Below are 22,021 nucleotides of genomic sequence, written 5' to 3' on the forward strand. Positions count from 1 at the left end.
CGGCGCAAGTGTTACGCAGGAACGCCTACGCTTGGAAGTGCCATGACTGTGACCCGGACTTATCAGGTGCGCACCTACGGGTGCCAAATGAACGTGCACGACTCCGAACGGCTTTCGGGCCTGCTGGAGGACGCCGGTTACGTTCCCGCCCCCGAGGGCCAGGACGCCGACGTGGTCGTGTTCAACACGTGCGCCGTTCGCGAGAACGCTGACAACCGCCTTTACGGCAACCTCGGCCACCTCAGGCCCGCCAAGGTGAAGAACCCCGATATGCAGATCGCCGTCGGCGGCTGTCTGGCGCAGAAGGACCAGGGCGAGATCGTCCGCAAGGCGCCGTGGGTCGACGTGGTGTTCGGCACCCACAACATCGGGTCGCTGCCCGTGCTGCTCGAACGGGCCCGCATCGCGGGCGAGGCGCAGGTCGAGCTCAAGGAGTCGCTCGAGGTCTTCCCCTCGACGCTGCCCACCAAGCGCGAGTCGCCGTACGCGGCGTGGGTGTCGGTCTCGGTCGGCTGCAACAACACCTGCACCTTCTGCATCGTGCCCTCGCTGCGCGGCAAGGAGAAGGACAGGCGTCCGGGCGACGTGCTGGCCGAGGTCAGGACGCTGGTGGAGCAGGGCGTCCTCGAGGTCACGCTGCTCGGCCAGAACGTCAACACCTACGGCGTCGAGTTCGGCGACCGGCTCGCCTTCGGCAAGCTGCTGCGCGCCTGCGGTGACATCGACGGCCTCGAGCGGGTCCGCTTCACCTCCCCGCACCCGGCCGCCTTCACCGACGACGTCATCGCCGCCATGGCGGAGACGCCCAACGTCATGCACCAGCTCCATATGCCTCTGCAGTCGGGCTCGGACCGGGTGCTGAAGGCGATGCGGCGCTCGTACAGGGCCGAGCGCTACCTCGGGATCATCGAGCGGGTCCGCGCGGCCATGCCCGACGCGGCCATCTCCACAGACATCATCGTCGGCTTCCCCGGCGAGAGCGAAGAGGACTTCCAGGCGACCCTCGACGTCGTAAGGCAGAGCCGCTTCGCCAACGCCTTCACCTTCCAGTACTCCATCCGTCCCGGCACCCCCGCGGCCACGATGCCCGACCAGGTGCCGAAGGAGGTCGTGCAGGAGCGCTACGAGCGCCTGGTCGCCCTCCAGGAGGAGATCTCGTGGGAGGAGAACAAGAAGCAGCTGGGCCGCACGCTCGAGGTCCTGGTCGCCGAGGGTGAGGGCCGCAAGGACGAGACCACCAGGCGCCTTTCGGGACGGGCCGCCGACAACAGGCTCGTGCACTTCGCCGTGGGTGAGGAGACGCCGAGGCCGGGCGACATGGTGACCGTCGAGGTGACCTACGCCGCCCCGCACCACCTGGTCGCCGACCGCGCGCTCGGCTTGCGCCGCACCCGGGCGGGCGACGCATGGGAGGCCCGTCAGGGCGCCCCCGCCAAGCCGAAGGGGGTGTCGCTCGGCATGCCGACCATCGGCAGGCCCGCGCCGCTCCCCGTCGAACCTTCGGGCTGCGCCGTCCCCTCCTGACCCGGGCCGCCCGACCCGCCGGGCAACTCGTGTGATGGCGCTTGCACGTCTGGCCGGGCCGCTCGTGTGACGGCGTTCGCATGTCTGGCTGGACCGTTCGTGTGATGGCGTTCGCATGTCTGGCCGGGCCGTTCGTGTGACGGCGTTCACACGTCTGGCCGGGCCGGTCGTGTGATGGTGCCCGCACGACCGGCCGTGCGATCCCTCCGCGGTCCGTCGGACCGTTCCGCCCGGCCTGCCGGAACGTCCCGCGTGAAGGCACTCCCGCGACGGCCCGATCGCTCCGCGCGACGGCACGCGAGACGGCCTCCGCGGCGGGCAGAACCACCTCCACCTCGGATGACGACCCCGGCGATCTCCCATCGCCGGGATCGTCGTCGTGTTCGCGGGGCGGGGCGGGTCGGTGGTCGACGTGGGTGGGTCAGGACGCTCAGCGCGTCAGTCTGTCGAGCACCTGGTAGCAGTAGTCGCGTCGCAGGTCGTTGAACGTGGCGCACGGGTCGGGCCGGACGCCTGCGGGCGCGGGAGCGGGCGAGGCGGGCGCGACGGCGGGCGGGCGGGGCGCGGTTCTCGGCGTCTGTACCGCGACGCGGGCCCGCGGTTCGCCATCGCGGGAAGTCCCACCGTCGACCCGAGATCCGCCGACCCGAGATCCGCCGACCCGAGATCCGTCGACCCGCGATCCGTTGACTCCCGATCCGTCGACGGCCGGCTCGTCGCCGTGCGGTCCGCCGGAGCGACGACCCTCGGCATGAAGTCCCTCGGTGGGCGACCCCTCGATGGGTGATCCGTCCGTCAGGGATCCGTCAGTGAGTGGGTCCTGGTCGTCACGCGTCCACCCCGCGCGGCGCGACGGGGCGGGGACCTGCCGTACCCAGGAGATCTCCAGGAACCCGGATCCGGCAGAAGTTGATATTTCAGGAATTGCGGTAATGGGCCTTATCGCGGCGGGCTCCGCGGCCCCGGAACGATCACTGGAATCCCCGGAAAACGCCAGGAAAACGCCCAGTCCAGCAGTACCGAGGACGGCGGCCACGCCCGCCACCGGAACCGCCCTCGCTCGCCAACCTGGGCGTATGGGACCAAGAGAAGACAAGTCGTGATTCCTTCGTGATTGGTGCGCACGCATTCCACTCCTGCGGTTAGTGTGGTCCATCACCCGCGGAGGCCATCGCGTTTCCCCCCGATACGACCGCAGGGAGTTTTCTCATGCACGGGCACGTCCCCTCACCGACGGGCCAGCCTGACCAGGATCGCCTGGAGATCCTTTCCGGCCCTGGTCACGATCCACGACAGCAGAAGAGCAGGAAGGGCCTCGTCATCGCGGCTTCCGCCCTCGTCGCCCTCCTGGCGGCCGGCGGGGTCGGGTTCGCGGTGCTCGGCTCGGACGCCGGTGGCGGACAGGGCGCATCGGTCTCGCAGCCCACCGGTGAAGCAGGGCAGTCCGGTGAGGCAGGGGAGTCCGAGGACGCCGAAGGCCCCGGCGAGGACCTCGGAGACTCGGGCGAGTCGGCGGAGGGCGACGCCACGCTGCCCGAGGAGAGCGGCGAGTCCGCCGAGGGCGACGCCACTCCCGTCGACCCGCCCGCCGATGAGTCCGACACCGGTTCGGCGGGCCCGGCGAGCAACGGCGACGGCTCGAAGGGCACGCCGGACACCGGCTCGAAGGACAAGCCAGGCACTCAGACCGGCAACGGCCAGCAGCAGAAGCCGGCGGAGACCGGTCCCGCCGACGGCCCCGCGGGTGCCGTCGCCGGCCAGTGCGCCAAGGACGGCTGCTGAGCGGCTACCAGGAGGATCCCGAGGTCTGGCGGGTGGCTCAGTCGTTTTGCCGTGAATTGGCCCTTCAGCCCCGGTGGGGGCCTGCGTAGGGTCCACGGCATGACGACAGACAGAGCCGCTCGCCTGCGCGCCCTCCACGTCAAGGGGAGCCCGCTGATCCTGCCCAACGTCTGGGACGCCGCCTCGGCCAGGGCCGTGGAGGAGGCGGGCTTTCCCGTCGTGGCCACCGGAAGTTCGGCGATGGCGGCGGTGCTCGGCTACGAGGACGGTGAGCGGACGCCTGCGGAGGAGATGTTCGCGGCCATCGCCAGGATCGTCAGGGCGGTCGGCGTCCCCGTGACCGCCGACGTCGAGCGCGGTTACGGGCTCAAGCCCGCCGAACTGGCCGGGCGCCTCGCCGAGGCGGGCGCCGTCGGCTGCAACCTGGAGGACTCCCGCGACGACGTGCTCGTCGAGCCAGGCGAGCAGGCCGACTACCTGGCCGCGGTGAAGGCGGCGGCGGGCGACGACCTGGTGGTCAACGCCCGCGTCGACACCTACATCGTGGGAGACGGCGGCATCGCCGACGCCATGGACAGGGGTCGCCGGTACGTGGCCGCGGGCGCGGACTGCGTCTATCCGATCGGCCTGGCCGACCCGGAGGAGATCCGGATCCTGGCCGCCGACCTTCCGATCAACGTGTACTTCCGTCCTGGCGCCCCTTCGCACGCCGAGCTGGCCGCGCTCGGAGTCTGCAGGGTCAGCTACGGCCACGGCCTGCACAGGGCCGCCCACGTCTACGCCGAGAGTCTGTTCGCCGCCGTCGCGGCCGGCCGGAACCCGTACGAATAGGCCCGCGCCAGGAGGCCCGCGCAAGGAGGCCCGCGCTCGCCGACTTCGGTCCGCACGCCCAGCGCGACCTGGCCGCCCGGCTGGCCATCGACCCGAGTGACGTGGTCAAGGTGGTCGACGAGCTGGCGGCCGCCGGTTACGCCGAGCGCGCCCGCGACGAGGCCGACCGGCGCAGGGTCCTGGTCAGCCTGACCCCCGCCGGCAGGTCGGCGCTCGCCGGCCTCGACGCCACCGCGCGTGCCGTACAGGAGGAGATCCTCGAGCCGCTCGACGCCCGCGAACGCGAGATCCTCCACGATCTGCTCAGCCGGGTAGAGCGGCGACTCGGTTAGCCTGGGCGGGTGCTTGTCGCCGCGGCCGTGTGCCCGCATCCGCCCCTGCTCGTGCCAGCGCTCGCCGGCGCCGCGGCGCCCGAGCTCGACGGCCTGCGCACCGCCTGCGCCGCCGCGGTCGAGGCCCTGCTCGCCGTGGAACACGACGCGTTGGTGGTCGTGGGCGGCGGCGAGACCACCAGGTCGTACGGCGGGCGGCCCGCGGGCACGCTGCGCCCGTGGGGCGTCGACGTGAGGGTGGGCGCAGGCGAGCCCGTCCTGCCGCTGTCGCTGACGATCGGCCGGTGGCTGCTGGGCGACCAGGCGGGCGACAGGGCCGCCTTCCACGAGGTCGCGTTCGACGCGAGCACGGGCGAGTGCCTGCGCCTGGGGGAACGGCTCGCCGGAGACGGGCGGACGGCGCTGCTGGTCATGGGCGACGGCTCGGCCCGCCTCACCGAGAAGGCTCCCGGCTACCTCCACCCCGCGGCTCCGCCGTACAACGAAGGGATCGCGGGGGCGCTGGCCGGGGGTGACGCGGGCGCGCTGGCGGCGCTCGACCCCGAGGAGGCGGCAGAGCTCTGGGTCGGTGGAAGGGCCGCGTTCCAGGTGCTGGCGGGCGCCGCGGGCGGCGCGAGGCTGCAGGCCGAGCTGCTGGAGAGCACCGCGCCCTACGGGGTGGGCTACTTCGTGGCGACCTGGACCTGAGGACGAGACCTCATGGCTGAATGGCCGATGTCCCGAGGCGGCCCTCACCCCTAGCGTCTAGCGCGACGAAGGGGGCCCAACGCTCAGCGCCGCCTGGGCACGGGGACGGTCGTGAAGTCGCGTGCCACCACCACCTCGCCGTCGTAGCTGCGCCGCACCTCCTCCAGGAACGCGGGCTCCTCCGCGACGCCGTACCGCTCGGAGAAGTGGGTCAGCACCAGCCGCCTGACGCCGGCGCGGGCGGCGACGACCCCAGCGTCGAAGGCGGTCAGGTGGCCGTACTCCTTGGCGAGCGCCGCCTCCGACGACAGGAACGTCGACTCGATCACCAGCAGGTCCACGCCGTCGGCGAGCTCGAACACCGCGTCGCAGAGCCTGGTGTCCATGACGAAGGCGACGGACTGCCCCGGACGCGGCACGCTGCACTGGTCGAGCGTGATGCCGCGCACCGAGCCGGTCCGCTGGAGCAGGCCGATCTCCGGACCCTTGATCCCGAACGCCCTGAGCCTGTCGGGCAGCATGCGCCGGCCTTCGGGCTCCTGCAGGCGGTAGCCGTACGACTCGACGGGGTGCGACAGGAGGCGGGCCGTCAGCGGCCCCACCGCGTCCGCCTCGCCCGTGACGGGGTGCTCGGTGATCCTGTCGGTGTCGGCGAAGGCCGCGGCGTGCCTGAGCCTGCGCCAGTAGAGCTCGCCCGATCCGGGGAAGACCGCGCGCACCTGGTGCCTGACCTTGTCGCGGGCGATGCGCTGCACCACGCCTGGCACGCCGAGGCAGTGGTCGCCGTGGAAGTGGGTGACGCAGATCCAGTGGACGTCGTGCGCGCTGACGCCCGCGTGCACCATTTGCCGCTGCGTGCCCTCGCCGGGGTCGAAAAGCAGGCCTTGGCCGTCCCAGCGCAGAAGGTACCCGTTGTGGTTACGGTGTCTGGTAGGCACCGCACTGGACGTGCCCAGCACCACGAGTTCACGAGAGGACACGATGACCTCCCAGCCGAGTCCCGAGCCGGTCACCGTCGCGTTCGCCGAGGTTTCGACGCCCGTCGGCAGGTTCACGCTGGCCGTCACGGAGGTGGGGCTGGTCGCCGCCGGTTGGGGTTCCAGGCCGCGCCTGAAGGACCTGGTCGAAGTTCATGACCCGGATCGTACGGCCGGCGTCGTATCCGAGTTGACCGAATATTTCGCCGGGCGGCGCCGCGTCTTCGAGACGCCCGTCGACTGGCGGTTCATCTCCCCGACGCCGCGGCGGGTGCTCCAGGCGCTGCACAAGGTGCCCTTCGGCACGGTCGTCACCTACGGCGAGCTGGCGCGCAAGGCGGAGTCCACGGTCCCCGCGCGGGGCATCGGGTCGATCATGGGAGCGAACCCCATCCCGATCGTGGTGCCGTGCCACAGGGTGGTGGCGGGCAACGGGCTCGGCGGGTTCAGCGGGGGAGAGGGCGTCGAGACCAAGCGCTGGCTGCTCACCCACGAGGGTTACCTGCAGCCGACCCTCCTCGATCTCTGAGGCGGGCCCTGAGGAGACCGGGAGGGCCCGGGGCTGGATGCGGGACGGGCTGAAGGGCGCGTCCCGCACGCGGTGTCAACCCTGCTCGCCGTCGATCTTGTCGGCGATGTTCCTGGCCTGTTCCGCGCCCTGGTCGATCTGGTCGGTGAACCTGCCTCCTGTGGCCTCGTCCACGTTCCTGGCCGCCTCGTCGATGCCGCTCATGGCGGCCTCCTCGGCCTTGTTCCTGAAGTCGCTGAGCACGTCACCGGCCTGGGCGGTGGTCTCGTCGGTCGCGGGCCCGCCCTGTTCTGGGACGTTCTTGTGCTTCTCGCCCAGCATCTCCTTGACCTTGTCGAAGATCGACATACTTTCCCCCGAATGGTGTGTCGATACTGCGGACCGTTCATACCCATCGGCTTGTCACACTTATCCGTGTGGGGAAACAGCCAGTGATCGCCGTCGTCGGACCGACCGCGGCCGGAAAGTCTGATCTCGCCGTGGATCTGGCGCTCCGGCTGGGCGGGGAATGCATCAACACCGACTCCATGCAGCTTTACCGAGGAATGGACATCGGTACAGCAAAGCTGGATGAAACCGAGCGTCGCGGTGTCAAGCACCATCTTCTAGACATATGGGATGTCACGGTCACGGCGAGCGTCGCCGAGTACCAGCGGCTGGTCAGGCCGCTGATGGACGCCATCGACGTGCCCATCCTGGTGGGCGGCTCCGGTCTGTACGTCAGGGCGGCGCTGGACGACCTGGAGTTCCCTGGAACGGACGCCGGCATCAGGGCCGGGCTGGAGGCCGAGCTGGCCGAGCGGGGATCAGGGGCGCTGCACGCGCGCCTGCGCGAGAAGGACCCCGCCGCGGCCGCGGCCATCCTGCCGAGCAACGGCCGCAGGATCGTGCGCGCCCTGGAGGTCATCGAGCTCACCGGGCGCCCGTTCTCGGCCAACATGCCCTCCTACGACGCCGTCTACCCCAGCGTCCAGCTCGGCGTCGAGGTGCCGAGGCCGGTGCTCGACGAGCGCATCGAGCTGCGCGTCCGGCGCATGTGGGAGGCGGGCCTGGTCGACGAGGTGCGCGGGCTGCTCCCGCACGGCCTGGCGCACGGCCGTACGGCGAGCAGGGCCCTGGGCTACGCGCAGGTCCTGCGGTTCCTGGACGGCGAGTGGAGCGAGGACCAGGCCTTCGAGGAGACGGTCAGGGCCACGCGCAGGTTCGCCAGACGTCAGGAGTCGTGGTTCCGCCGCGATCCCAGGGTGGTCTGGCTGCCCTTCGACGCGCCGGATCTGCTGCGGCAGGCCCTGGATAGGGTTGAGACATGAGATTTCTCAAGGGGCACGGCACCGACAACGACTTCGTCATCCTCCCCGATCCTGACAACGAGCTCGACCTGGCCCCCGCCAGGGTGGCCGCGGTGTGCGACCGCAGGGCGGGCATCGGCGCGGACGGCGTGCTCCACGTGGTCAGGACCAAGCTCAGCCAGGAGGTCGCCGACCAGGCCGACCGCGCCGAGTGGTTCATGGACTACCGCAACGCCGACGGCAGCATCGCCGAGATGTGCGGCAACGGCGTGCGCGTCTTCGCCCGCTACCTGGTGGAGGCGGGCCTGGCCGAGCCGGGCGAGTTCGCCGTGGCGACCAGGGGAGGCCCCAAGCTCGTACGGCTGGCCGCCGACGGCGACGTGACCGTCGACATGGGCAAGCCTGTCGTGCTCGGGTCGAGCACCACCACCGTGAGCGGCCAGGAGTACACCGGGCTGCACGTCGACATGGGCAACCCGCATCTGGCCTGCGTCATCGGCGACCCCGTCGCGCACCTCGACCTCACCCACCAGCCGGCCTTCGACCCCGCGGTCTTCCCCAACGGGGTCAACATCGAGCTGCTGAACGCGGTGGGCACGCACCGGGCGTTGATGCGGGTGTACGAGCGCGGATCGGGCGAGACCCGCTCGTGCGGGACCGGCGCGGTCGCCACGGCGGTCGCGGCGGCGCACCTGGCGGGCGAGGACACGGGCACGTGGACGGTGGAGGTGCCGGGCGGGATCCTCACGGTCACGCTCGACGAGCGGACCAGCTACCTGGCGGGACCCGCGGCGATCATCGCCTCGGGGGAGCTGACTCTCTGACCCTGCCTGCCTCCGGCCCCAGGCCACGGTTTCGCGCCTCGGGATCGTGGTCCCCGCGGTCCGGGGGGCGGCACCACGGGGACGAGGTCGCATCGCGGGGCCGTCCTCCCGTGCGTCCGGCCTTCCGGTCGCGGGCCGGAGGTGTCCGGGACCGGCTCTTCGGGTGAAGACCGTCGAGGAACCCTTGCAGAATGATGTTCTGGTGGGCGATGCTGGCCGCATGGTCGACTCCAAGAGCACCGCGGTGGCGGTCAAGGGCACGATCGGCAGGCTGGGCGGCGGCTTCATGCTCTCCCGCGAGGCCAAGGAGCTGTGCGCGCGGACGGGTCTCGGCCCGCGCGAGCTCTACTTCAGAGGCAGGTGCGGCGTCCTCGGCGAGGTCGACGCCGACGTCGTCACCTCGGCGGCGGTCTTCTTCCCTCCCAGCCACGTTCGCGAGAGTTGGGAAGGCGGCCGCAAGCTCCCCGTCGAGGAGGCCGTCGCGCTCTACACCACGGCCTGCCACGCGTGGGGCCGCCGCAAGCTCGGCGCCGTCGAGGGCTGCGACCGCATCGCCCACCTCCTGGAGAAGGTCGCCGGCGCCGCCTCCGTGCTCGGGTCGCCGCTGTTCGCGGGCTGGCGGGCCGTACCGCTGCCCGACGACCCCGTGGCCAGGGCCACCCAGCTCATGCACGTGGTCAGGGAACTGCGCGGCGGCCTGCACGCGATCGCGATCCTGTCGATGGGGTTCGACCCGCTGACCGCGGCCCTCGCCACCGACCATGAGGGCACCCCTCTCGGTATCTCCTCCGGCCAGGACATGGCGCGCTTCTTCACCTGGCCCGAGCCGTATCCGGCCGTTCCCGAGGAGACGGTGGCGCGCAGGCGGGAGGCCGAGGAGTTGACGGACGAGCTGATGGCGCCCGCTTTCGCCGCCCTTACCGACGCGGAACGCGACGAGCTCGTCACCTTGATGCGTTTGGGGCACGTCCGTTGACCTGGCAGACTGGCTGCCCATGGACGTGGACATCTGGGCCTGGGTCGGCGAAGCCCAGCAGCAGCTTTCCGAGGCGGGTAACGCCCCGTTCGCCATGGCGCTTGGCGACCTGCCGGCTCAGGCCTACGAGGGTCGGTACCCGCAGCTCGACGTGATGGCCCCGGCCATCGCGCAGCAGGCGGAGACCCTCGGCCTGCCGTGGCTCGAGTTCTACGCCCGCTACTGGCACCTGATCGGCCGCATCGGTGACAGGGCGCAGGGCGCGGTCGCGATCGGTGACGCGGAGGAGCTCGTGGCGTTCGCCCAGCGCGAAGACGTTCGCGACTGCCCCTCGGCCCCCGCGGCCGTGGAGGCGCTGGCGCTCGCCCAGGCCAACGCCGACGGCCCCGGCTACGCCGCCGAGCGCCTGGCCGCCCTCGGCCCCGCCATCGAGGCGCTCGAGCCGACCGACGTCGCCTACGCGGGCCTGGTCACGCAGTACGTCTCGGCGCTCACCGACGCCGGACGCGCCGACGAGGCCGTCGCCTACGCCGAGACCGCCATCCAGCGCCTGGGCGCGGTCAGTCGCGAGGCGAGCTGGGAGCTCGGCGCGGAGAGCTCGCGCGCGCTGCTGGCCGTGGGCCGCGCCGACGACGCGCTCGCCGCCATCCAGGCCGCCGCCGATTTCAAGCCCGACGACCCCGTCGCCAAGCCGCACCGCGAGGGCGTGCGCCGCGCGCTCATCCTCGCCACGCTGGGGCGCACGGCCGAGGCCGTCGACGCGCTGCCCGACCTCGACGTCGTCGGCGACCACCCGCGCGACTTCGTGGAGTGGGCGCAGGCCGTCGCGAAGCTCGCGGGCTCCGCGCAGATCACCAACACCTGGCAGCTCGGGCGCGTCCTCCGCCAGTGGATCGACTACTTCGGCATGATGGGCGGCTACCGCGCCCGCGTCGAGCTGGCCCTGGTCGCCGGTGACCTCGCCGTGGACAGGAAGGGCGTCTGGCAGGCCGAACTGCTGGCCGACCTGGCCGAGCACGCCGCGACCGAGCTGCGCTCCGCCGAGGGCGTCGCCGAGCGGGTCGCCGCACTGCGCGCCGCCGCCGCGGCGACCGCCGCGCCCGAGGCGTCCAGCCCGCTGGAGGAGCGCGTCGCCTACTTCGACGCCGCCGACGGCATCAACGCCAACCCCGAGGAGTGGGTGGGCTGGCTGGCCCCGCTGTCGGGCCAGGACATCGAGGCCACGCGCCGCCACACCACGACGCTCGGCTTCCTCGGCTACCCCGCCACGGGCGCCGACATCTACTGGAAGATGCTCGTCGACGGCGGCCGGATCGCCACCGCCGACGCCCAGGACGTCGACTTCCTGACCAACCTGCTCGTCGAGGCCCGCCAGGACGAGCGGCTGGAGCAGATGGCCGAGCTGCTGCCCGGCGCGTTCAAGCATCTCGCGCTTGCCAGGCTTCACCTGGCCCGTGAGCGCTGGGAGCAGGCTGTCTCCGAGGCCGAGCAGGCGCTGGCGGCGGGCGCGGGCATCGAGGCCAGGCGCGCGCTGGCGAGCGCCAGCCAGCAGCTCGACCAGAACGCCAAGGGCGCCCAGGTGCTGCGCGAGGCCCTCGGCGGCGACGACATGACCGACGAGGACGTCTGGCGCATGATCGTGCTGGCGACCTCCGCCGAGGACTGGGAGACCGTCCGCGTCGGCGCCAAGAGGATCGGCATGCAGGTCAAGTCGGCCGAGGGGCCGATCGAGGAGGAGCTGGGCCTGGTCAGGATCATCCTGCCCGCGCCCGACGGCGGCCAGCGGCAGGTGCTGTCCATCCGCACGGGCCCCGCCACGGCCAGGCTCGCGCTGCCGCAGCCGCGCGGTATGGAGTACAACGCGGGCGACCTGGTCGTCTTCGACCCGCAGCTGCTCGAGCCCGTCCCCGACGACCCGCAGGAGCAGCAGAACTTCGTGCCGCCGTTCGCGGCGGTCCGCATGCTCCGCCCTGGCGGCTACACCAGCTACTTCTTCGACGGCGCCGCGCCGAGCGAGGAGGACTGGGCCGAGTTCACCGAGGTCATGGCCGAGCGCGGCTGGCCCATGTGGGTCTACAGCGACGAGAACTACCAGGTCTCCCACCCGACCAGCGGCGAGCAGCTGCCCGGCGTGTTCGGCTGGGTCGCGGTGCCGCCGGACGTCTCGCCCGTCGAGGTCGACGCCCTGCTCGACGACGCCACCGAGCGTTGGGTGCACCCCCTGGCCTGGCTCGACCTGGCCAGGGAGGTCGACGTCGAGGTGGAGCGCCACGAGCGGATCGTGAAGGAGTACGGACTCTAGATGCTCGACAGGTTCAGCCTTCAGGGGAAGGTCGCCATCGTCACAGGAGCCTCTTCGGGGCTGGGGGTGGCCTTCGCGCGGGGGCTGGCCGAGGCGGGCGCCGACATCGTGATCGGCGCCCGTCGCAAGGACCGGCTGGAGGAGACGCGCCTGCTGGTCGAGGAGACGGGCAGGCGGTGCGTGGCCGTACCGACCGACGTGACCGTCGTCGGCGACTGCGACGCGCTGGTCGAGGCGGCGGTGTCCGCCTTCGGGACGGTCGACGTGCTGGTCAACAACGCGGGCGTGGGCACCGCGGTGCCCGCCACGCGTGAGACGCCCGAGCAGTTCCGTCAGGTCGTCGACATCAACCTGCACGGCACGTACTGGATGGCGCAGGCGTGCGGGCGGGTCATGCGGCCCGGCTCGTCGATCATCAACGTGGGCAGCGTCCTCGGCGAGACGACCGCGGGCCTCCCGCAGGCGGCCTACAGCGCGTCCAAGGCGGCGGTCATCGGGCTGACCAGGGATCTGGCGCAACAGTGGACGGGTCGCAAGGGCATCAGGGTCAACTGCCTGGAGCCCGGCTTCTTCCACTCGGAGATGACCGAGGACTACAAGCAGGACTACCTGGAGACGATGCTCGAGCTCCGCGTGCCGATGAAGCGCGTGGGCGACGCCTCCGAGCTGGTCGCCGCCGCCGTCTTCCTGGCCTCCGATGCCTCCTCCTACATCACCGGCGTGACGCTGCCGGTCGACGGCGGTCTCCTCATCACCTGACGTCCGCCCTGCCGACGGCGCTGGTGTTTGCGGCAGGTTGCCCGTTGTGTTCCGATACTTCTGCGTACCGGGGAACGGCGGGAGGCGTCGCATGGCTCGTGTGGTGATCATCGGCGCGGGGATCGTGGGCTGCGCCCTCGCCGACGAGCTGACCGCCCGCGGCTGGACCGACGTGACGGTCGTCGAGCAGGGGCCGCTGTTCGAGGCGGGCGGGTCGAGCTCGCACGCCCCGGGGCTGGTCTTCCAGACGAACGCGTCGAAGACGATGACCGAGTTCGCCGCCTACACCGTCGAGAAGTACACCGGTCTGGGCACCTTCGACCGGGTGGGCGGGCTGGAGGTGGCGACCACGCAGGAACGACTCGAGGACCTGCGGCGCAAGCACGGGTGGGCCGAGTCGTGGGGCGTGGAGGGAAGGCTGCTCGATCCCGCGCAGTGTCACGAGCTCTGGCCGCTGCTCGATGTCGGCAAGGTGCTCGGCGGCTTCCACGTGCCGGGCGACGGGCTGGCCAGGGCGGTGCCGAGCGGTGCGGCGCAGGCCCGCAGGGCGGTCGAGCGCGGGGCGCGTCTCCTGGAGCGGCACAGGGTCACCGGGATCGCCCAGCGGGGCGGACGGGTCACGGCGGTGGAGACCGACCAGGGTGTCGTTCCCGCCGACGTGGTCGTGTGCGCGGCCGGATTCTGGGGCCCGTCCATCGGGGCGATGGCGGGCGTCACCGTGCCGCTGCTGCCGCTGGCTCACCAGTACGCCAAGTCGGGTGCGCTCGCCGTGCCCCCTGGGCTGCCGATCCTGCGGCACCAGGACAAGGACCTGTACGTCCGCGGACACGGGGACAGGGTGGGGATCGGGTCCTACGCCCACCGGCCGATGCCGGTGAAGCAGCACGAGATCGACGACAGGGGCACGGTGATGCCCTCGGTGCAGGCGTTCACACCGGAGGACTTCGAGCCCTCGTGGAAGGACGCCGCCGAGCTCCTGCCCGCCCTGCGGGAGAGCACCTACCTGGACGGGATCAACGGGATCTTCTCCTTCACGCCCGACGGGTTCCCGCTGATCGGGCAGTCGTCGAAGCTGGAGGGGTTCTGGCTGGCCGAGGCGGTCTGGGTGACCCATTCGGCGGGCGTGGCCAGGGCGGTCGCCGAGCTGCTCGCCGACGGCCACTCCAGCGTGGACCTGCACGAGTGCGAGCTGGAGCGCTTCGAGTCCGTGCAGCTCGCCCCCGCCTTCATCGAGGAGCGCGGCAGGCAGAACTTCGTCGAGGTCTACGACATCATCCATCCCTTGCAGCCGATGGAGTCGCCGCGGCCGATGCGGACGAGCCCGTTCCACGTCAGGCAGCGCGAGCTCGGCGCCTACTTCCTCGAAGGCGCGGGATGGGAGCGGCCGCAGTGGTTCGAGGCCAACAAGCCGCTGCTGGAGGAGCTCGCCCTGCGCCGCAGAGCCGACGCCGACCTGCCCGACGAGGTGTGGGGGGCGTTCGTCGAGGCGGCGCTCGGCGTCGCGCAGCGGGCCGAGTGGGCCTCCAGGTACTGGTCGCCGATCGCGGCGGCCGAGGCGTACGCGACGCGCGAGAGGGTCGCCCTCTACGACATGACGCCGCTCAAGCGCATCGAGGTCAGCGGGCCGGGGTCGGCGGACATGTTGCAGTGGCTGACCACCAACAATGTGGACAAGAAGCCCGGCTCGGTCACCTACACGCTCATGCTCGACGCCAGGGGCGGCATCAGGTCCGACCTGACCGTCGCCAGGCTGGAGGAGGACCGTTACCAGGTCGGCGCCAACGGCAATCTGGATCTGGCGTGGCTGCGAGGGCACGCGCCGAAGGGCGTGGAGGTCCGCGACATCACGCCGGGCACCTGCTGCGTCGGCGTCTGGGGGCCGATGGCGCGCGAGCTGGTCCAGCCGCTGACGGACATGGACCTGTCGCACGAAGGGTTCCGCTACTTCACCTGTAAGTCCGGATATGTCGGTCAGGTGCCGGTGCTGGCCATGCGCGTCTCCTACGTCGGTGAGCTCGGCTGGGAGCTCTACACCAGCGCCGACCTGGGATTGAAGCTCTGGGACACGCTGTTCGGCGAGGGGGTGACGGCGGGCGGCAGAGCCGCGTTCAACAGCCTGCGCCTGGAGAAGGGCTACCGGCTCTGGGGCGTCGACATGACCCACGAGCACCGCCCGTACGAGGCGGGGCTGGGCTTCGCCGTACGGAAGGACAAGGACTTCCTCGGCCGCGACGCGCTGGACGGCGAGCTGACCCGCAGGCTGGTGCCGTTGCTGACGACCGAGGTGGTGATGGGCAAGGAGCCGGTCAAGCACGAGGGCAGGACGGCGGGATACGTCACCAGCGCCGCCTTCGGGCACACGGTCGGCAGGCCGATCGCCTACGCGTGGCTGCCGGTGGAGCTGACGAGCCCCGGCACGCACGTCGACATCGTGTACTTCGGCCGGCGCGTGCCCGCGGTGGTCGCCGAGGAGCCGCTCTTCGACCCGAAGATGGAGAAGATCCGGAGATAGGGATCTCCGTCGCTTTGATACCTGGCTGACGCGTTACTCGCGGGCTTGACCGTTTACATCCTAGAATTTTACGAATGAAAAGGATGTTGGCGGGTGCTCTGGCCTCGATGGCGTTGCTGACGGGGTGCGGGGCGCTACAGGCGGCCGACGTTGACTCCGACGCGGGTAAGGCGCCGTCCGCCGACGTCGGCGAGGCGCGCAAGGACCTGGACAAGCTCGAGGTCAAGGGGCGGGCGCCGAAGACGGGGTTCGAACGGGAGAAGTTCGGGCCCGCGTGGGCGGACGTCGACCACAACGGCTGCGACACCCGCAACGACATCCTCAAGCGGGACCTGCGCGATGAGACGTTCAAGCCGGGCACGCACGACTGCATCGTGCTGACCGGTGTCCTCGACGACCCGTACTCGGGCAAGACGATCAACTTCAAGCGCGGCCAGGACACCAGCTCGGACGTGCAGATCGACCACCTGATCCCGCTGTCGGACGCCTGGCAGAAGGGCGCGCAGCAGTGGGCCAAGGACAAGCGCAAGGAGTTCGCCAACGACCCGCTGAACCTTCTGGCCGTCGACGGGCCGCTCAACGGCCAGAAGAGCGACGCAGACGCGGCGACATGGCTGCCGCCGCGCAAGGCGTACAGGTGCGCCTACATCGTCCGCCAGGTCAATGTGAAGACGAAGTACGCGCTGTGGGTCACCGCGGCGGAGAAGGCCGCCATGAAGGACATCCTGTCCTCCTGCTGAGTCAGTCGTCGTCCCCGTGGCGGTCCCTGCCACGGCCGTCGTCGTCACGGCCCCCGTCGTCGTCGCGGTCCCTGTCGACCTTCACGATCCTGCCGTTCTTGACCGCCACGTGGACCTCGTACTCCCAGCGGCCCTTGCGCAGCTCGACCTCCCAGGTGCGGTGGCCGTGCTCCCAGTCGCGATGGACCTCCACGACGCTCGCGCCCGGCACGCGCGCCTTCGCGATGTCGACGGCCTGGGCCTGGGTGACGGGGGCGGCGGTGAAGAGCAGGGCCGCGGCGATGAGTGTTGTCGTCGTCATGGCCACAGGTTCGCCCCGGCCGCGATAGCACCGCGCTAGGAGATCGTTAAAGGTGGGCTAAGCGTGAGCGTGACCGTCGCGCCTGGCCCGGTGGAGAGTTCGAGCGCGCCGCCCGCCGACTCGGCGGTCCTGCGGGCGATGTCGAGGCCGAGGCCGGTCGAGCCGGCGCCGCTGCGCCCCCGCTCCAGAGCCGCAGGAGGAAAACCCGGTCCCTCGTCGGCGACGACGAGCCGCACCCCGGGACTCAGCCGTACGGCGAGCGCGACGCCTTCGGGGGTGTGCGCGAAGACGTTGCCGAGCAGCGCGTCGACGCACGCGCCCAGCTCGGCCGCGCACACCCGCACCGGCAGCGGGCCTGGAGCCAGGTCGAGGTCCATGCGGCGATCCTGGTCCTCGGCCAGAACCGACCAGAACGTGGCCCGCTCCGACACCACGGCAGCGGCGTCGCAGGACTGCTGCTCGCCGGTACGCCGCCTGGCCTCGGTGATGACCGCGCTGACGGCACGCTGCAACTCGTCGATCCTGGCCGACACCCTGGCCGCCTCGTCGGGGTCGCGCAGCGACTCCGCGTCCAGCCGCAGCCCGGTCAGCGGGGTTCGCAGGCGGTGCGAGAGGTCGGCGACCGACTCGCGCTCGGCGGCCAGCAGGTCGTCGATCCGCCCGGCCAGATGATTGAGCGCCAGCGCCACCGAGCGGACCTCGGGCGGGCCGTCCGGCGCCGCTCTGGCGGTCAGATCGCCGCCGGCCAGCCGGTGCGAGACCTGCGCCATCGCGCCGATCGGCCTGGTGATCGCCAGCGCCAGCCGGTCGGCCAGCACGATCCCGAGCGCGACCAGCGCCAGGCCGAGCAGCGCCAGACCGAGCCACGCCTCGCGCACGCCTTTGGTGAGCTCCGCGTCGCCGACGAACACCCGCACCACGACCGTCCCCTGAGGGGTGAGCGCCGAGACCAGCACGGCCCTGCCGCCGGGGGCCTCGGCGGTGACGCTGCGGCCCGTGGCGGCCAGCCGTACCGCGTCGTCACGAGAGGCGCCGGCTCCCAGCACCCCGCCGCCTGGCAGGAAGACGGTGACGGGGAAGGGGCCGCCGCGCGCCTGCTCCACGGTCAGGACCAGGTCGGGGGAGCCGGCCGCGACCGCGACCGACTCGGCGGCGCCCGTCGCCCTGGCCATCGCGCCGCTCTCGGCGACCGAGCGGATCAGCAGCGCCATCGGCACCAGCAGCGCCACGAGCACGAGAGAGGTGATCGCCGCGGCCAGGAGCGCGAGCCAGCGCCTCACGAAGGGCTCACGAGCTTCACACCCACGCCACGGACCGTGTGCAGGTAGCGGGGGTTCGCGGCCGTCTCACCCAGCTTGCGGCGCAGCCACGACAGGTGGACGTCGACCGTCTTGTCCGCCCCGCCGTACGGCACCTGCCACACCTCCACCAGCAGTTCGCGCTTGGTCACCACCTCGCCGGGCCTTGCGGCGAGGTAGTGCAGGACGTCGAACTCGCGCGGCGTGAGGTCGAGCGTGACGCCGCCGAGGGCCGCCGTCCTGGCCCGCGGGTCCAGGAGCAGGTCGCCGACCGTGAGCTCCTGCTTGTCCCTGACGTCGCCCGTCCGCCTGAGCACCGCCCTGATGCGGGCGTCGAGCTGGGCGGAGCTGTACGGCTTGACCACGTAGTCGTCGGCGCCCGCGTCGAGCACGGGGACCATCTCGGCGTCGCCGTCGCGGGCCGTGGCCACGATCACCGGCACCTTGCTGACCGCCCGCAGCATGCGCAGCAGGTCGACGCCGTCGAGGTCGGGCAGGCCCAGATCGAGGACCACCAGGTCGGGACGGTCCTGTACGGCCAGCCGCAGCCCGTCGAGCGCGGTGGGGGAGGAGGAGACGGCGTGGCCGAGCTCCCGCAGGCCACGGCTGAGGGCCGCCCGGATGGTCGCGTCGTCCTCGATGAGCAGGATGTCGGCCATATGAGGAAACCGTAGACGGTCGCGGGGGCCGCGTTAACCGGCTTATCGCCGCGTTAACCTCGCGTTATCGCGAGATGGGGGATGGTGGAAGGGTGAAACGCCTCTTCCTGGCCTGGGTGGTCGTCGCGCTGGTCGCCACGGGCTCCGGCATCGCGGTGCTCGGGCTGCTCGGCGGGTCGCTGACCGGGACCGTCGGCCGTCCGATGTCGGACGCCGAGGTCCGCGCCGCGCTGGCCGCGGCGCCCCAGCCGGCGGCCTCGCCGAGTCGGCCCGCGCCTTCGAGCGCCGCCCCCTCCGGCGACCGGCCCTCCACCCCGGGGCCGCGGGCCGCGGGCCGGGCCGAGGTGTTCAGGACCGCGGGCGGGACCGTGGTCGCCGCCTGTGACGCGGGCCTGGTGCGGCTGCGCTCGTGGAGCCCCGCCCAGGGCTACACCACCGACGACGTCGAGACCGAATCGCGTGACAGGGTCGAGGTCGAGTTCGAGTCGGGCGAGCGCGACGTCAAGATCGAGATCAGCTGCGACGGGCAGGACCGGCCCGTCATGACATCTCGGCGCTGAGCGCCTGCTTGGTCAGCGTCGCCTGCCGCCTGATCTGGCCCAGCACGATGGGATTGATCCCTTTCGCCGCGAACGTGGACACCATGTCGTCCATGAGGCCGAGCGCGCGGTCCAGATCGCCCCTCCTCGCCACGGCCCGCGCCAGGCGGCGCGTCACCATGTTGAGCGTGATGTTGTCGATCGACGCCTCTCTCGCCACCTCGCCGAGCAGCTCGATGCTCTCCCTCGTGTCGGGCGGGCGCACGTGCAGCTTCTTGTCCGCGCCGAGGTCCTTGAACTCACGCTCGGCGTTCAGGCCCTTCACCATCCGCGCGTAGACGGCCAGCGGGTGGTCGCCGAACCTGCCGATGACCTCCTCCAGCGCCTCGTTGCCCGAACGCAGCGTCGGGGAGTCGGAGCCCAGCAGCGAGAACAGCTTGCCCTGCTCCTCACCCAGCATCAGCTCGCCCACCTTGTGGTCGTCGGTGGTGATCGGATGGCGCACCCGCACCGGGCAGGAGGCGGAGACGATGCGGGAGCCGTCGGCCGCGATGTACTGCCCGCGCACCAGATAGTCGCCGGGCTGCTGGAAGTAGTGCCCGTCGCGGCCGTGACCGATGTAGGCGCTGCGGTACATCGCCGGATTGCCGGCGTCCAGCCTGATCTCGGGCGACTCGTCCACGCAGTGCCGCATCATCGGGCGGTACAGCACGGTCCTGCCCGACGGCTGGGTGATGGAGATCTGCGTGAACTCGGTGTCGGGATGCAGGTGGCCGTGCGTCGTGCGGGCCTCGCCCGTGGACGACAGCTTGAGCTCGACGACGACCGGCTCGCCGTATCCGAAGGAGTCCTTCGCCCGCACCTCCAGCAGCAGCCCTGACCGGTCGTCGACCGGCTGCTCGAACGGGTCGAGCTCGGCCGCGCCCGTGCCGAAGGCGTTGGCGCCCATGACCACGTCGCGGAAGAAGCCGTGACGCAGGTGAACGAGCTCGGCGTCGGTGAACTGGAACGGGAAGGACTGCCAGTAGGCGCGCTCGCCGCCGGGGACGTAGTTCTGCACGTAGTTCATCCACGACAGGTCGCCGAAGCCGCCGTGCAGGCCGAGCGGCTGCGGCGGGCGGGCCAGGTTCTTCTGCCAGGAGTGCAGGAGGTTGAAGGCGTGGCCGAGCTCGTGCACGTACGTGCGCAGCTGGGCCCGCTGAGCCTGCGGCGATTCACCCTTGATCGCGTCGTAGAAGACGGCGGCGCCCTGGCGCTGGCAGCCGTCGTTGTAGTCGAACATGATGCCGCGGAAGCCGCCCACGTGCCTGCTGGCGACCAGCAGCCACACCCGCCACGCCGCCTGGTCGCCGAACGAGGCGAACTGCCTGGTCATCGCGTTGTGCAGCTCGGAGTCGTCCCACGCCAGGTCATCGCCGGCGCCGTCCACGGGGACCACGCCGGGCTCGGCGACGCGCAGCTCCACGCCCGCCTCCGCGTACGCCTCCGCCACCGTCAGCATCCGCCCGCCCGACGGGCACGGCAGCGAACCGGTGTCGTAGGACACGAACGGCACCGCTCCCGTGACCGAGTCCTGCTCCAGCAGGACGCTCCTGAAGAACGGCGAGGCCCGGTCGAGCCTGTACGTCCTTCCGGCGACCGTCGCGGTGGCCGAACCTTCGGTGACGGTGACGGTCACGTGCCTGTCGGGTGCGGCGAACGTGAAGGCGCCCTGCCCCTCGATCCTGTCGCCCTGCCTGGTCGTCGCGTGCACGACGAACGAACCGTGATAGGTGGTCGTCGCGCCGGTCGTGGTGAACAGGTCGCCGCTGAGCCGCCCTGTCGGTCTCGCTCCGTCGACGTCGACCCTCAGGTCGAGCTGGGATTCACCGTCCTGGCCGCGGTACAGGCCGCTGATGGGGGGCATACGAGGAACATTCCCCCGCCCTGTGCGGCTGTCAATGGGCCCCGCGGATCTGCAGGCCGGCCAGGAGCTCCTCGGAGGCCTTGGTGATGGCCTCGACGGCGGCGTCGAAGGCCGCGGCGTTGTGGGCGGCGGGGGCGCGGAAACCGGAGATCTTCCTGACGTACTGCAGGGCCGCGGCGCGCACGTCGTCCTCGGTGACGTCGTCGGTGTACGGCGGGCGCAGCGTCTTGATGCTTCTACACATGCCTCGCACGCTACCTCCCAGCACCGACCTTTCTCCGGCGCCGGCCCTTCCCGGGAAAGCGCCCAGTAGTATCTCGCCGCGTGAGAAGAGGACTCTTAATCGCGGCGGCAGGCGCGGTGCTCGTCGCCCTGGTCGTCATCGCCACCGGCTTCTCCCGCGTCAGCACCGAACCCGACGAGGTCGTGCTCCACTACGCGGGAGGACCGATCGAGGCGATCAAGTTCGAGCGGTGCATCAACCCGTCCAGCGGCGCCACCTGGCTCGGCCCTGGCGACACCGACTACCACTACCCCTTCGGCCAGCGGACCTTCGACTTCTCCGGCTCCGACGACGCCGAGTCCGGCGGGATCAGCATCGTCTCGAAGGACAACGTCGAGATGAAGGTGTCAGGGTCGGCGACCTTCACGCTCAACACCGACTGCAAGGTCCTCCAGCAGTTCCACGAGAAGATCGGCCGCAAGTTCGGCGCGTTCTTCGAGGACGGCTCGTCCCGCGGCTGGACCAAGATGCTCAACTTCTACTTCAAGCAGCCGCTCGACCGGGCGATGGACGCCGCCTCGCAGGAGTTCGAGTGGAAGAAGCTGTTCAACGACCCCACGGTCAAGCAGCAGTGGGAGCAGCGGGTCGGCCAGCTGGCCAGGCAGTTCATCAAGGAGACCGCCGGCGCCGAGTACTTCTGCCAGCCCAACTACGCGGGCACGGGCGACTGCGGTGACGTGGTGCTGACCATCCAGAAGCCGCAGCCGCCGGAGAGCCTCATCAACGCCCTGGCCGCCGAGCAGGCAGCCAAGCAGCAGAACCTGGCCCAGCAGCAGATCAACGCCAAGGTGAAGACGGAGCTGGAGTCGATCCAGGACCTGGTCAGGGTGCTCGGGCCGAACGGCGCGATCCTGTGGAAGGCGATCCAGGACGGCAAGGTCGACGTGGTGCCCGTCCCGCAGAACGGCACGATCAACATCACGCCGAGGCGCTGAGCCGCGCGCGACCCCCGGCCGGTGGGGGCCGGCCGA

At 71.1% G+C, this 22,021-nt stretch carries 22 protein-coding genes; 15 read left to right on the forward strand and 7 right to left on the reverse strand.

Annotated features, from left to right (window positions below):
- The first annotated feature begins 42 nt into the window (after positions 1 to 42).
- The 5 genes from miaB to AC3EO4_RS29035 all read left to right on the forward strand — a co-directional run bounded on the left by miaB (position 43) and on the right by AC3EO4_RS29035 (position 5,156).
- The gene (gene miaB, locus AC3EO4_RS29015) at positions 43 to 1,524 is read left to right on the forward strand and encodes a tRNA (N6-isopentenyl adenosine(37)-C2)-methylthiotransferase MiaB (RefSeq protein WP_379581158.1); all 1,482 of its coding nucleotides are present in this window, start codon (positions 43 to 45) and stop codon (positions 1,522 to 1,524) included.
- A 1,209-nt stretch (positions 1,525 to 2,733) separates the two neighbouring features.
- The gene (locus AC3EO4_RS29020; protein WP_431898645.1) at positions 2,734 to 3,306 is read left to right on the forward strand and encodes a hypothetical protein; all 573 of its coding nucleotides are present in this window, start codon (positions 2,734 to 2,736) and stop codon (positions 3,304 to 3,306) included.
- A 99-nt stretch (positions 3,307 to 3,405) separates the two neighbouring features.
- On the forward strand, positions 3,406 to 4,137 hold the full coding sequence (locus AC3EO4_RS29025) for an isocitrate lyase/PEP mutase family protein (protein WP_379581160.1): 732 nt from the start codon (positions 3,406 to 3,408) through the stop codon (positions 4,135 to 4,137).
- Positions 4,134 to 4,469, forward strand: coding sequence for a MarR family winged helix-turn-helix transcriptional regulator (locus AC3EO4_RS29030; protein ID WP_431898675.1), 336 nt, complete (start codon positions 4,134 to 4,136; stop codon positions 4,467 to 4,469). Before AC3EO4_RS29025 ends, AC3EO4_RS29030 begins: the two co-directional genes overlap by 4 nt.
- A 9-nt stretch (positions 4,470 to 4,478) precedes the next feature.
- Positions 4,479 to 5,156, forward strand: coding sequence for a class III extradiol ring-cleavage dioxygenase family protein (locus AC3EO4_RS29035; protein ID WP_431898646.1), 678 nt, complete (start codon positions 4,479 to 4,481; stop codon positions 5,154 to 5,156).
- Between the two features lie 83 nt (positions 5,157 to 5,239).
- On the opposite strand, the gene AC3EO4_RS29040 is transcribed toward AC3EO4_RS29035, so the two are convergent.
- Positions 5,240 to 6,136, reverse strand: coding sequence for a ribonuclease Z (locus tag AC3EO4_RS29040; RefSeq protein ID WP_379581162.1), 897 nt, complete (start codon positions 6,134 to 6,136; stop codon positions 5,240 to 5,242).
- 1 nt (position 6,137) lies between these two features.
- Here AC3EO4_RS29040 and AC3EO4_RS29045 point away from each other — a divergent pair, with 1 nt between their 5' ends.
- Positions 6,138 to 6,662 carry a methylated-DNA--[protein]-cysteine S-methyltransferase gene (locus AC3EO4_RS29045; protein ID WP_379581163.1) on the forward strand — a complete coding sequence of 175 codons (525 nt, stop codon included), beginning with the start codon at positions 6,138 to 6,140 and terminating at the stop codon, positions 6,660 to 6,662.
- Between the two features lie 75 nt (positions 6,663 to 6,737).
- On the opposite strand, the gene AC3EO4_RS29050 is transcribed toward AC3EO4_RS29045, so the two are convergent.
- Complete coding sequence (locus AC3EO4_RS29050; protein WP_379581164.1) at positions 6,738 to 7,010, reverse strand: antitoxin; 273 nt, start codon at positions 7,008 to 7,010, stop codon at positions 6,738 to 6,740.
- A gap of 68 nt (positions 7,011 to 7,078) precedes the next feature.
- Here AC3EO4_RS29050 and miaA point away from each other — a divergent pair, with 68 nt between their 5' ends.
- From miaA to AC3EO4_RS29085, 7 genes are all read left to right on the forward strand, one after another.
- Complete coding sequence (gene miaA / locus AC3EO4_RS29055; protein WP_379581165.1) at positions 7,079 to 7,972, forward strand: tRNA (adenosine(37)-N6)-dimethylallyltransferase MiaA; 894 nt, start codon at positions 7,079 to 7,081, stop codon at positions 7,970 to 7,972.
- Positions 7,969 to 8,775, forward strand: a complete 807-nt coding sequence (gene dapF, locus AC3EO4_RS29060; protein ID WP_431898647.1) for a diaminopimelate epimerase — start codon at positions 7,969 to 7,971, stop codon at positions 8,773 to 8,775. Before miaA ends, dapF begins: the two co-directional genes overlap by 4 nt.
- A 220-nt stretch (positions 8,776 to 8,995) precedes the next feature.
- Complete coding sequence (locus AC3EO4_RS29065; RefSeq protein ID WP_431898648.1) at positions 8,996 to 9,751, forward strand: SCO6745 family protein; 756 nt, start codon at positions 8,996 to 8,998, stop codon at positions 9,749 to 9,751.
- Between the two features lie 19 nt (positions 9,752 to 9,770).
- Positions 9,771 to 12,053, forward strand: a complete 2,283-nt coding sequence (locus tag AC3EO4_RS29070) for a tetratricopeptide repeat protein (RefSeq protein ID WP_431898649.1) — start codon at positions 9,771 to 9,773, stop codon at positions 12,051 to 12,053.
- Entirely contained in the window at positions 12,054 to 12,812 is a 759-nt protein-coding gene (locus AC3EO4_RS29075; protein ID WP_431898650.1) for an SDR family NAD(P)-dependent oxidoreductase, read from the forward strand.
- Positions 12,813 to 12,903: 91 nt separating this feature from the next.
- A complete protein-coding gene (locus tag AC3EO4_RS29080; protein WP_431898651.1) occupies positions 12,904 to 15,324 on the forward strand; it encodes a GcvT family protein in 2,421 nt (806 codons plus the stop codon).
- A 74-nt stretch (positions 15,325 to 15,398) separates the two neighbouring features.
- On the forward strand, positions 15,399 to 16,064 hold the full coding sequence (locus AC3EO4_RS29085; protein WP_431898652.1) for an HNH endonuclease family protein: 666 nt from the start codon (positions 15,399 to 15,401) through the stop codon (positions 16,062 to 16,064).
- A gap of 1 nt (position 16,065) precedes the next feature.
- On the opposite strand, the gene AC3EO4_RS29090 is transcribed toward AC3EO4_RS29085, so the two are convergent.
- From AC3EO4_RS29090 to AC3EO4_RS29100, 3 genes are read right to left on the reverse strand one after another with little or no spacing between them, the layout of a single operon-like run.
- Positions 16,066 to 16,365, reverse strand: a complete 300-nt coding sequence (locus AC3EO4_RS29090; RefSeq protein ID WP_431898653.1) for a PepSY domain-containing protein — start codon at positions 16,363 to 16,365, stop codon at positions 16,066 to 16,068.
- A 35-nt stretch (positions 16,366 to 16,400) separates the two neighbouring features.
- Positions 16,401 to 17,645, reverse strand: coding sequence for a sensor histidine kinase (locus AC3EO4_RS29095; protein ID WP_431898654.1), 1,245 nt, complete (start codon positions 17,643 to 17,645; stop codon positions 16,401 to 16,403).
- Positions 17,642 to 18,322, reverse strand: coding sequence for a response regulator transcription factor (locus tag AC3EO4_RS29100; protein ID WP_379581174.1), 681 nt, complete (start codon positions 18,320 to 18,322; stop codon positions 17,642 to 17,644). The genes AC3EO4_RS29095 and AC3EO4_RS29100 overlap by 4 nt, the downstream gene beginning before the upstream one ends.
- A gap of 92 nt (positions 18,323 to 18,414) precedes the next feature.
- On the opposite strand from AC3EO4_RS29100, the gene AC3EO4_RS29105 reads away from it, so the two are divergent.
- A complete protein-coding gene (locus tag AC3EO4_RS29105) occupies positions 18,415 to 18,882 on the forward strand; it encodes a hypothetical protein (RefSeq protein WP_379581175.1) in 468 nt (155 codons plus the stop codon).
- Here the strand turns inward: AC3EO4_RS29105 and AC3EO4_RS29110 are convergent.
- Positions 18,863 to 20,767: a hypothetical protein gene (locus AC3EO4_RS29110; RefSeq protein WP_379581176.1), complete on the reverse strand. Its 1,905-nt coding sequence runs from the start codon at positions 20,765 to 20,767 to the stop codon at positions 18,863 to 18,865. The two genes, AC3EO4_RS29105 and AC3EO4_RS29110, sit on opposite strands and share 20 nt — an antisense overlap.
- Positions 20,768 to 20,798: 31 nt before the next feature.
- Positions 20,799 to 21,011, reverse strand: coding sequence for a DUF2277 family protein (locus AC3EO4_RS29115; protein WP_431898655.1), 213 nt, complete (start codon positions 21,009 to 21,011; stop codon positions 20,799 to 20,801).
- Between the two features lie 80 nt (positions 21,012 to 21,091).
- On the opposite strand from AC3EO4_RS29115, the gene AC3EO4_RS29120 reads away from it, so the two are divergent.
- Complete coding sequence (locus AC3EO4_RS29120) at positions 21,092 to 21,985, forward strand: SPFH domain-containing protein (protein WP_379581178.1); 894 nt, start codon at positions 21,092 to 21,094, stop codon at positions 21,983 to 21,985.
- Positions 21,986 to 22,021 lie beyond the last annotated feature (36 nt).

The organism is Nonomuraea sp. bgisy101, assembly GCF_057708945.1.

Bases quoted from the DNA above. Each gene is read 5' to 3' on its own strand.
- miaB (WP_379581158.1), top strand. From the start codon at position 43: ATGACTGTGACCCGGACTTATCAGGTGCGCACCTACGGGTGCCAAATG.
- AC3EO4_RS29020 (WP_431898645.1), top strand. From the start codon at position 2,734: ATGCACGGGCACGTCCCCTCACCGACGGGCCAGCCTGACCAGGATCGC.
- AC3EO4_RS29025 (WP_379581160.1), top strand. From the start codon at position 3,406: ATGACGACAGACAGAGCCGCTCGCCTGCGCGCCCTCCACGTCAAGGGG.
- AC3EO4_RS29045 (WP_379581163.1), top strand. From the start codon at position 6,138: ATGACCTCCCAGCCGAGTCCCGAGCCGGTCACCGTCGCGTTCGCCGAG.
- AC3EO4_RS29050 (WP_379581164.1), bottom strand. From the start codon at position 7,010: ATGTCGATCTTCGACAAGGTCAAGGAGATGCTGGGCGAGAAGCACAAG.
- dapF (WP_431898647.1), top strand. From the start codon at position 7,969: ATGAGATTTCTCAAGGGGCACGGCACCGACAACGACTTCGTCATCCTC.
- AC3EO4_RS29065 (WP_431898648.1), top strand. From the start codon at position 8,996: ATGGTCGACTCCAAGAGCACCGCGGTGGCGGTCAAGGGCACGATCGGC.
- AC3EO4_RS29070 (WP_431898649.1), top strand. From the start codon at position 9,771: ATGGACGTGGACATCTGGGCCTGGGTCGGCGAAGCCCAGCAGCAGCTT.
- AC3EO4_RS29075 (WP_431898650.1), top strand. From the start codon at position 12,054: ATGCTCGACAGGTTCAGCCTTCAGGGGAAGGTCGCCATCGTCACAGGA.
- AC3EO4_RS29080 (WP_431898651.1), top strand. From the start codon at position 12,904: ATGGCTCGTGTGGTGATCATCGGCGCGGGGATCGTGGGCTGCGCCCTC.
- AC3EO4_RS29085 (WP_431898652.1), top strand. From the start codon at position 15,399: ATGAAAAGGATGTTGGCGGGTGCTCTGGCCTCGATGGCGTTGCTGACG.
- AC3EO4_RS29090 (WP_431898653.1), bottom strand. From the start codon at position 16,365: ATGACGACGACAACACTCATCGCCGCGGCCCTGCTCTTCACCGCCGCC.
- AC3EO4_RS29100 (WP_379581174.1), bottom strand. From the start codon at position 18,322: ATGGCCGACATCCTGCTCATCGAGGACGACGCGACCATCCGGGCGGCC.
- AC3EO4_RS29110 (WP_379581176.1), bottom strand. From the start codon at position 20,767: ATGCCCCCCATCAGCGGCCTGTACCGCGGCCAGGACGGTGAATCCCAG.
- AC3EO4_RS29115 (WP_431898655.1), bottom strand. From the start codon at position 21,011: ATGTGTAGAAGCATCAAGACGCTGCGCCCGCCGTACACCGACGACGTC.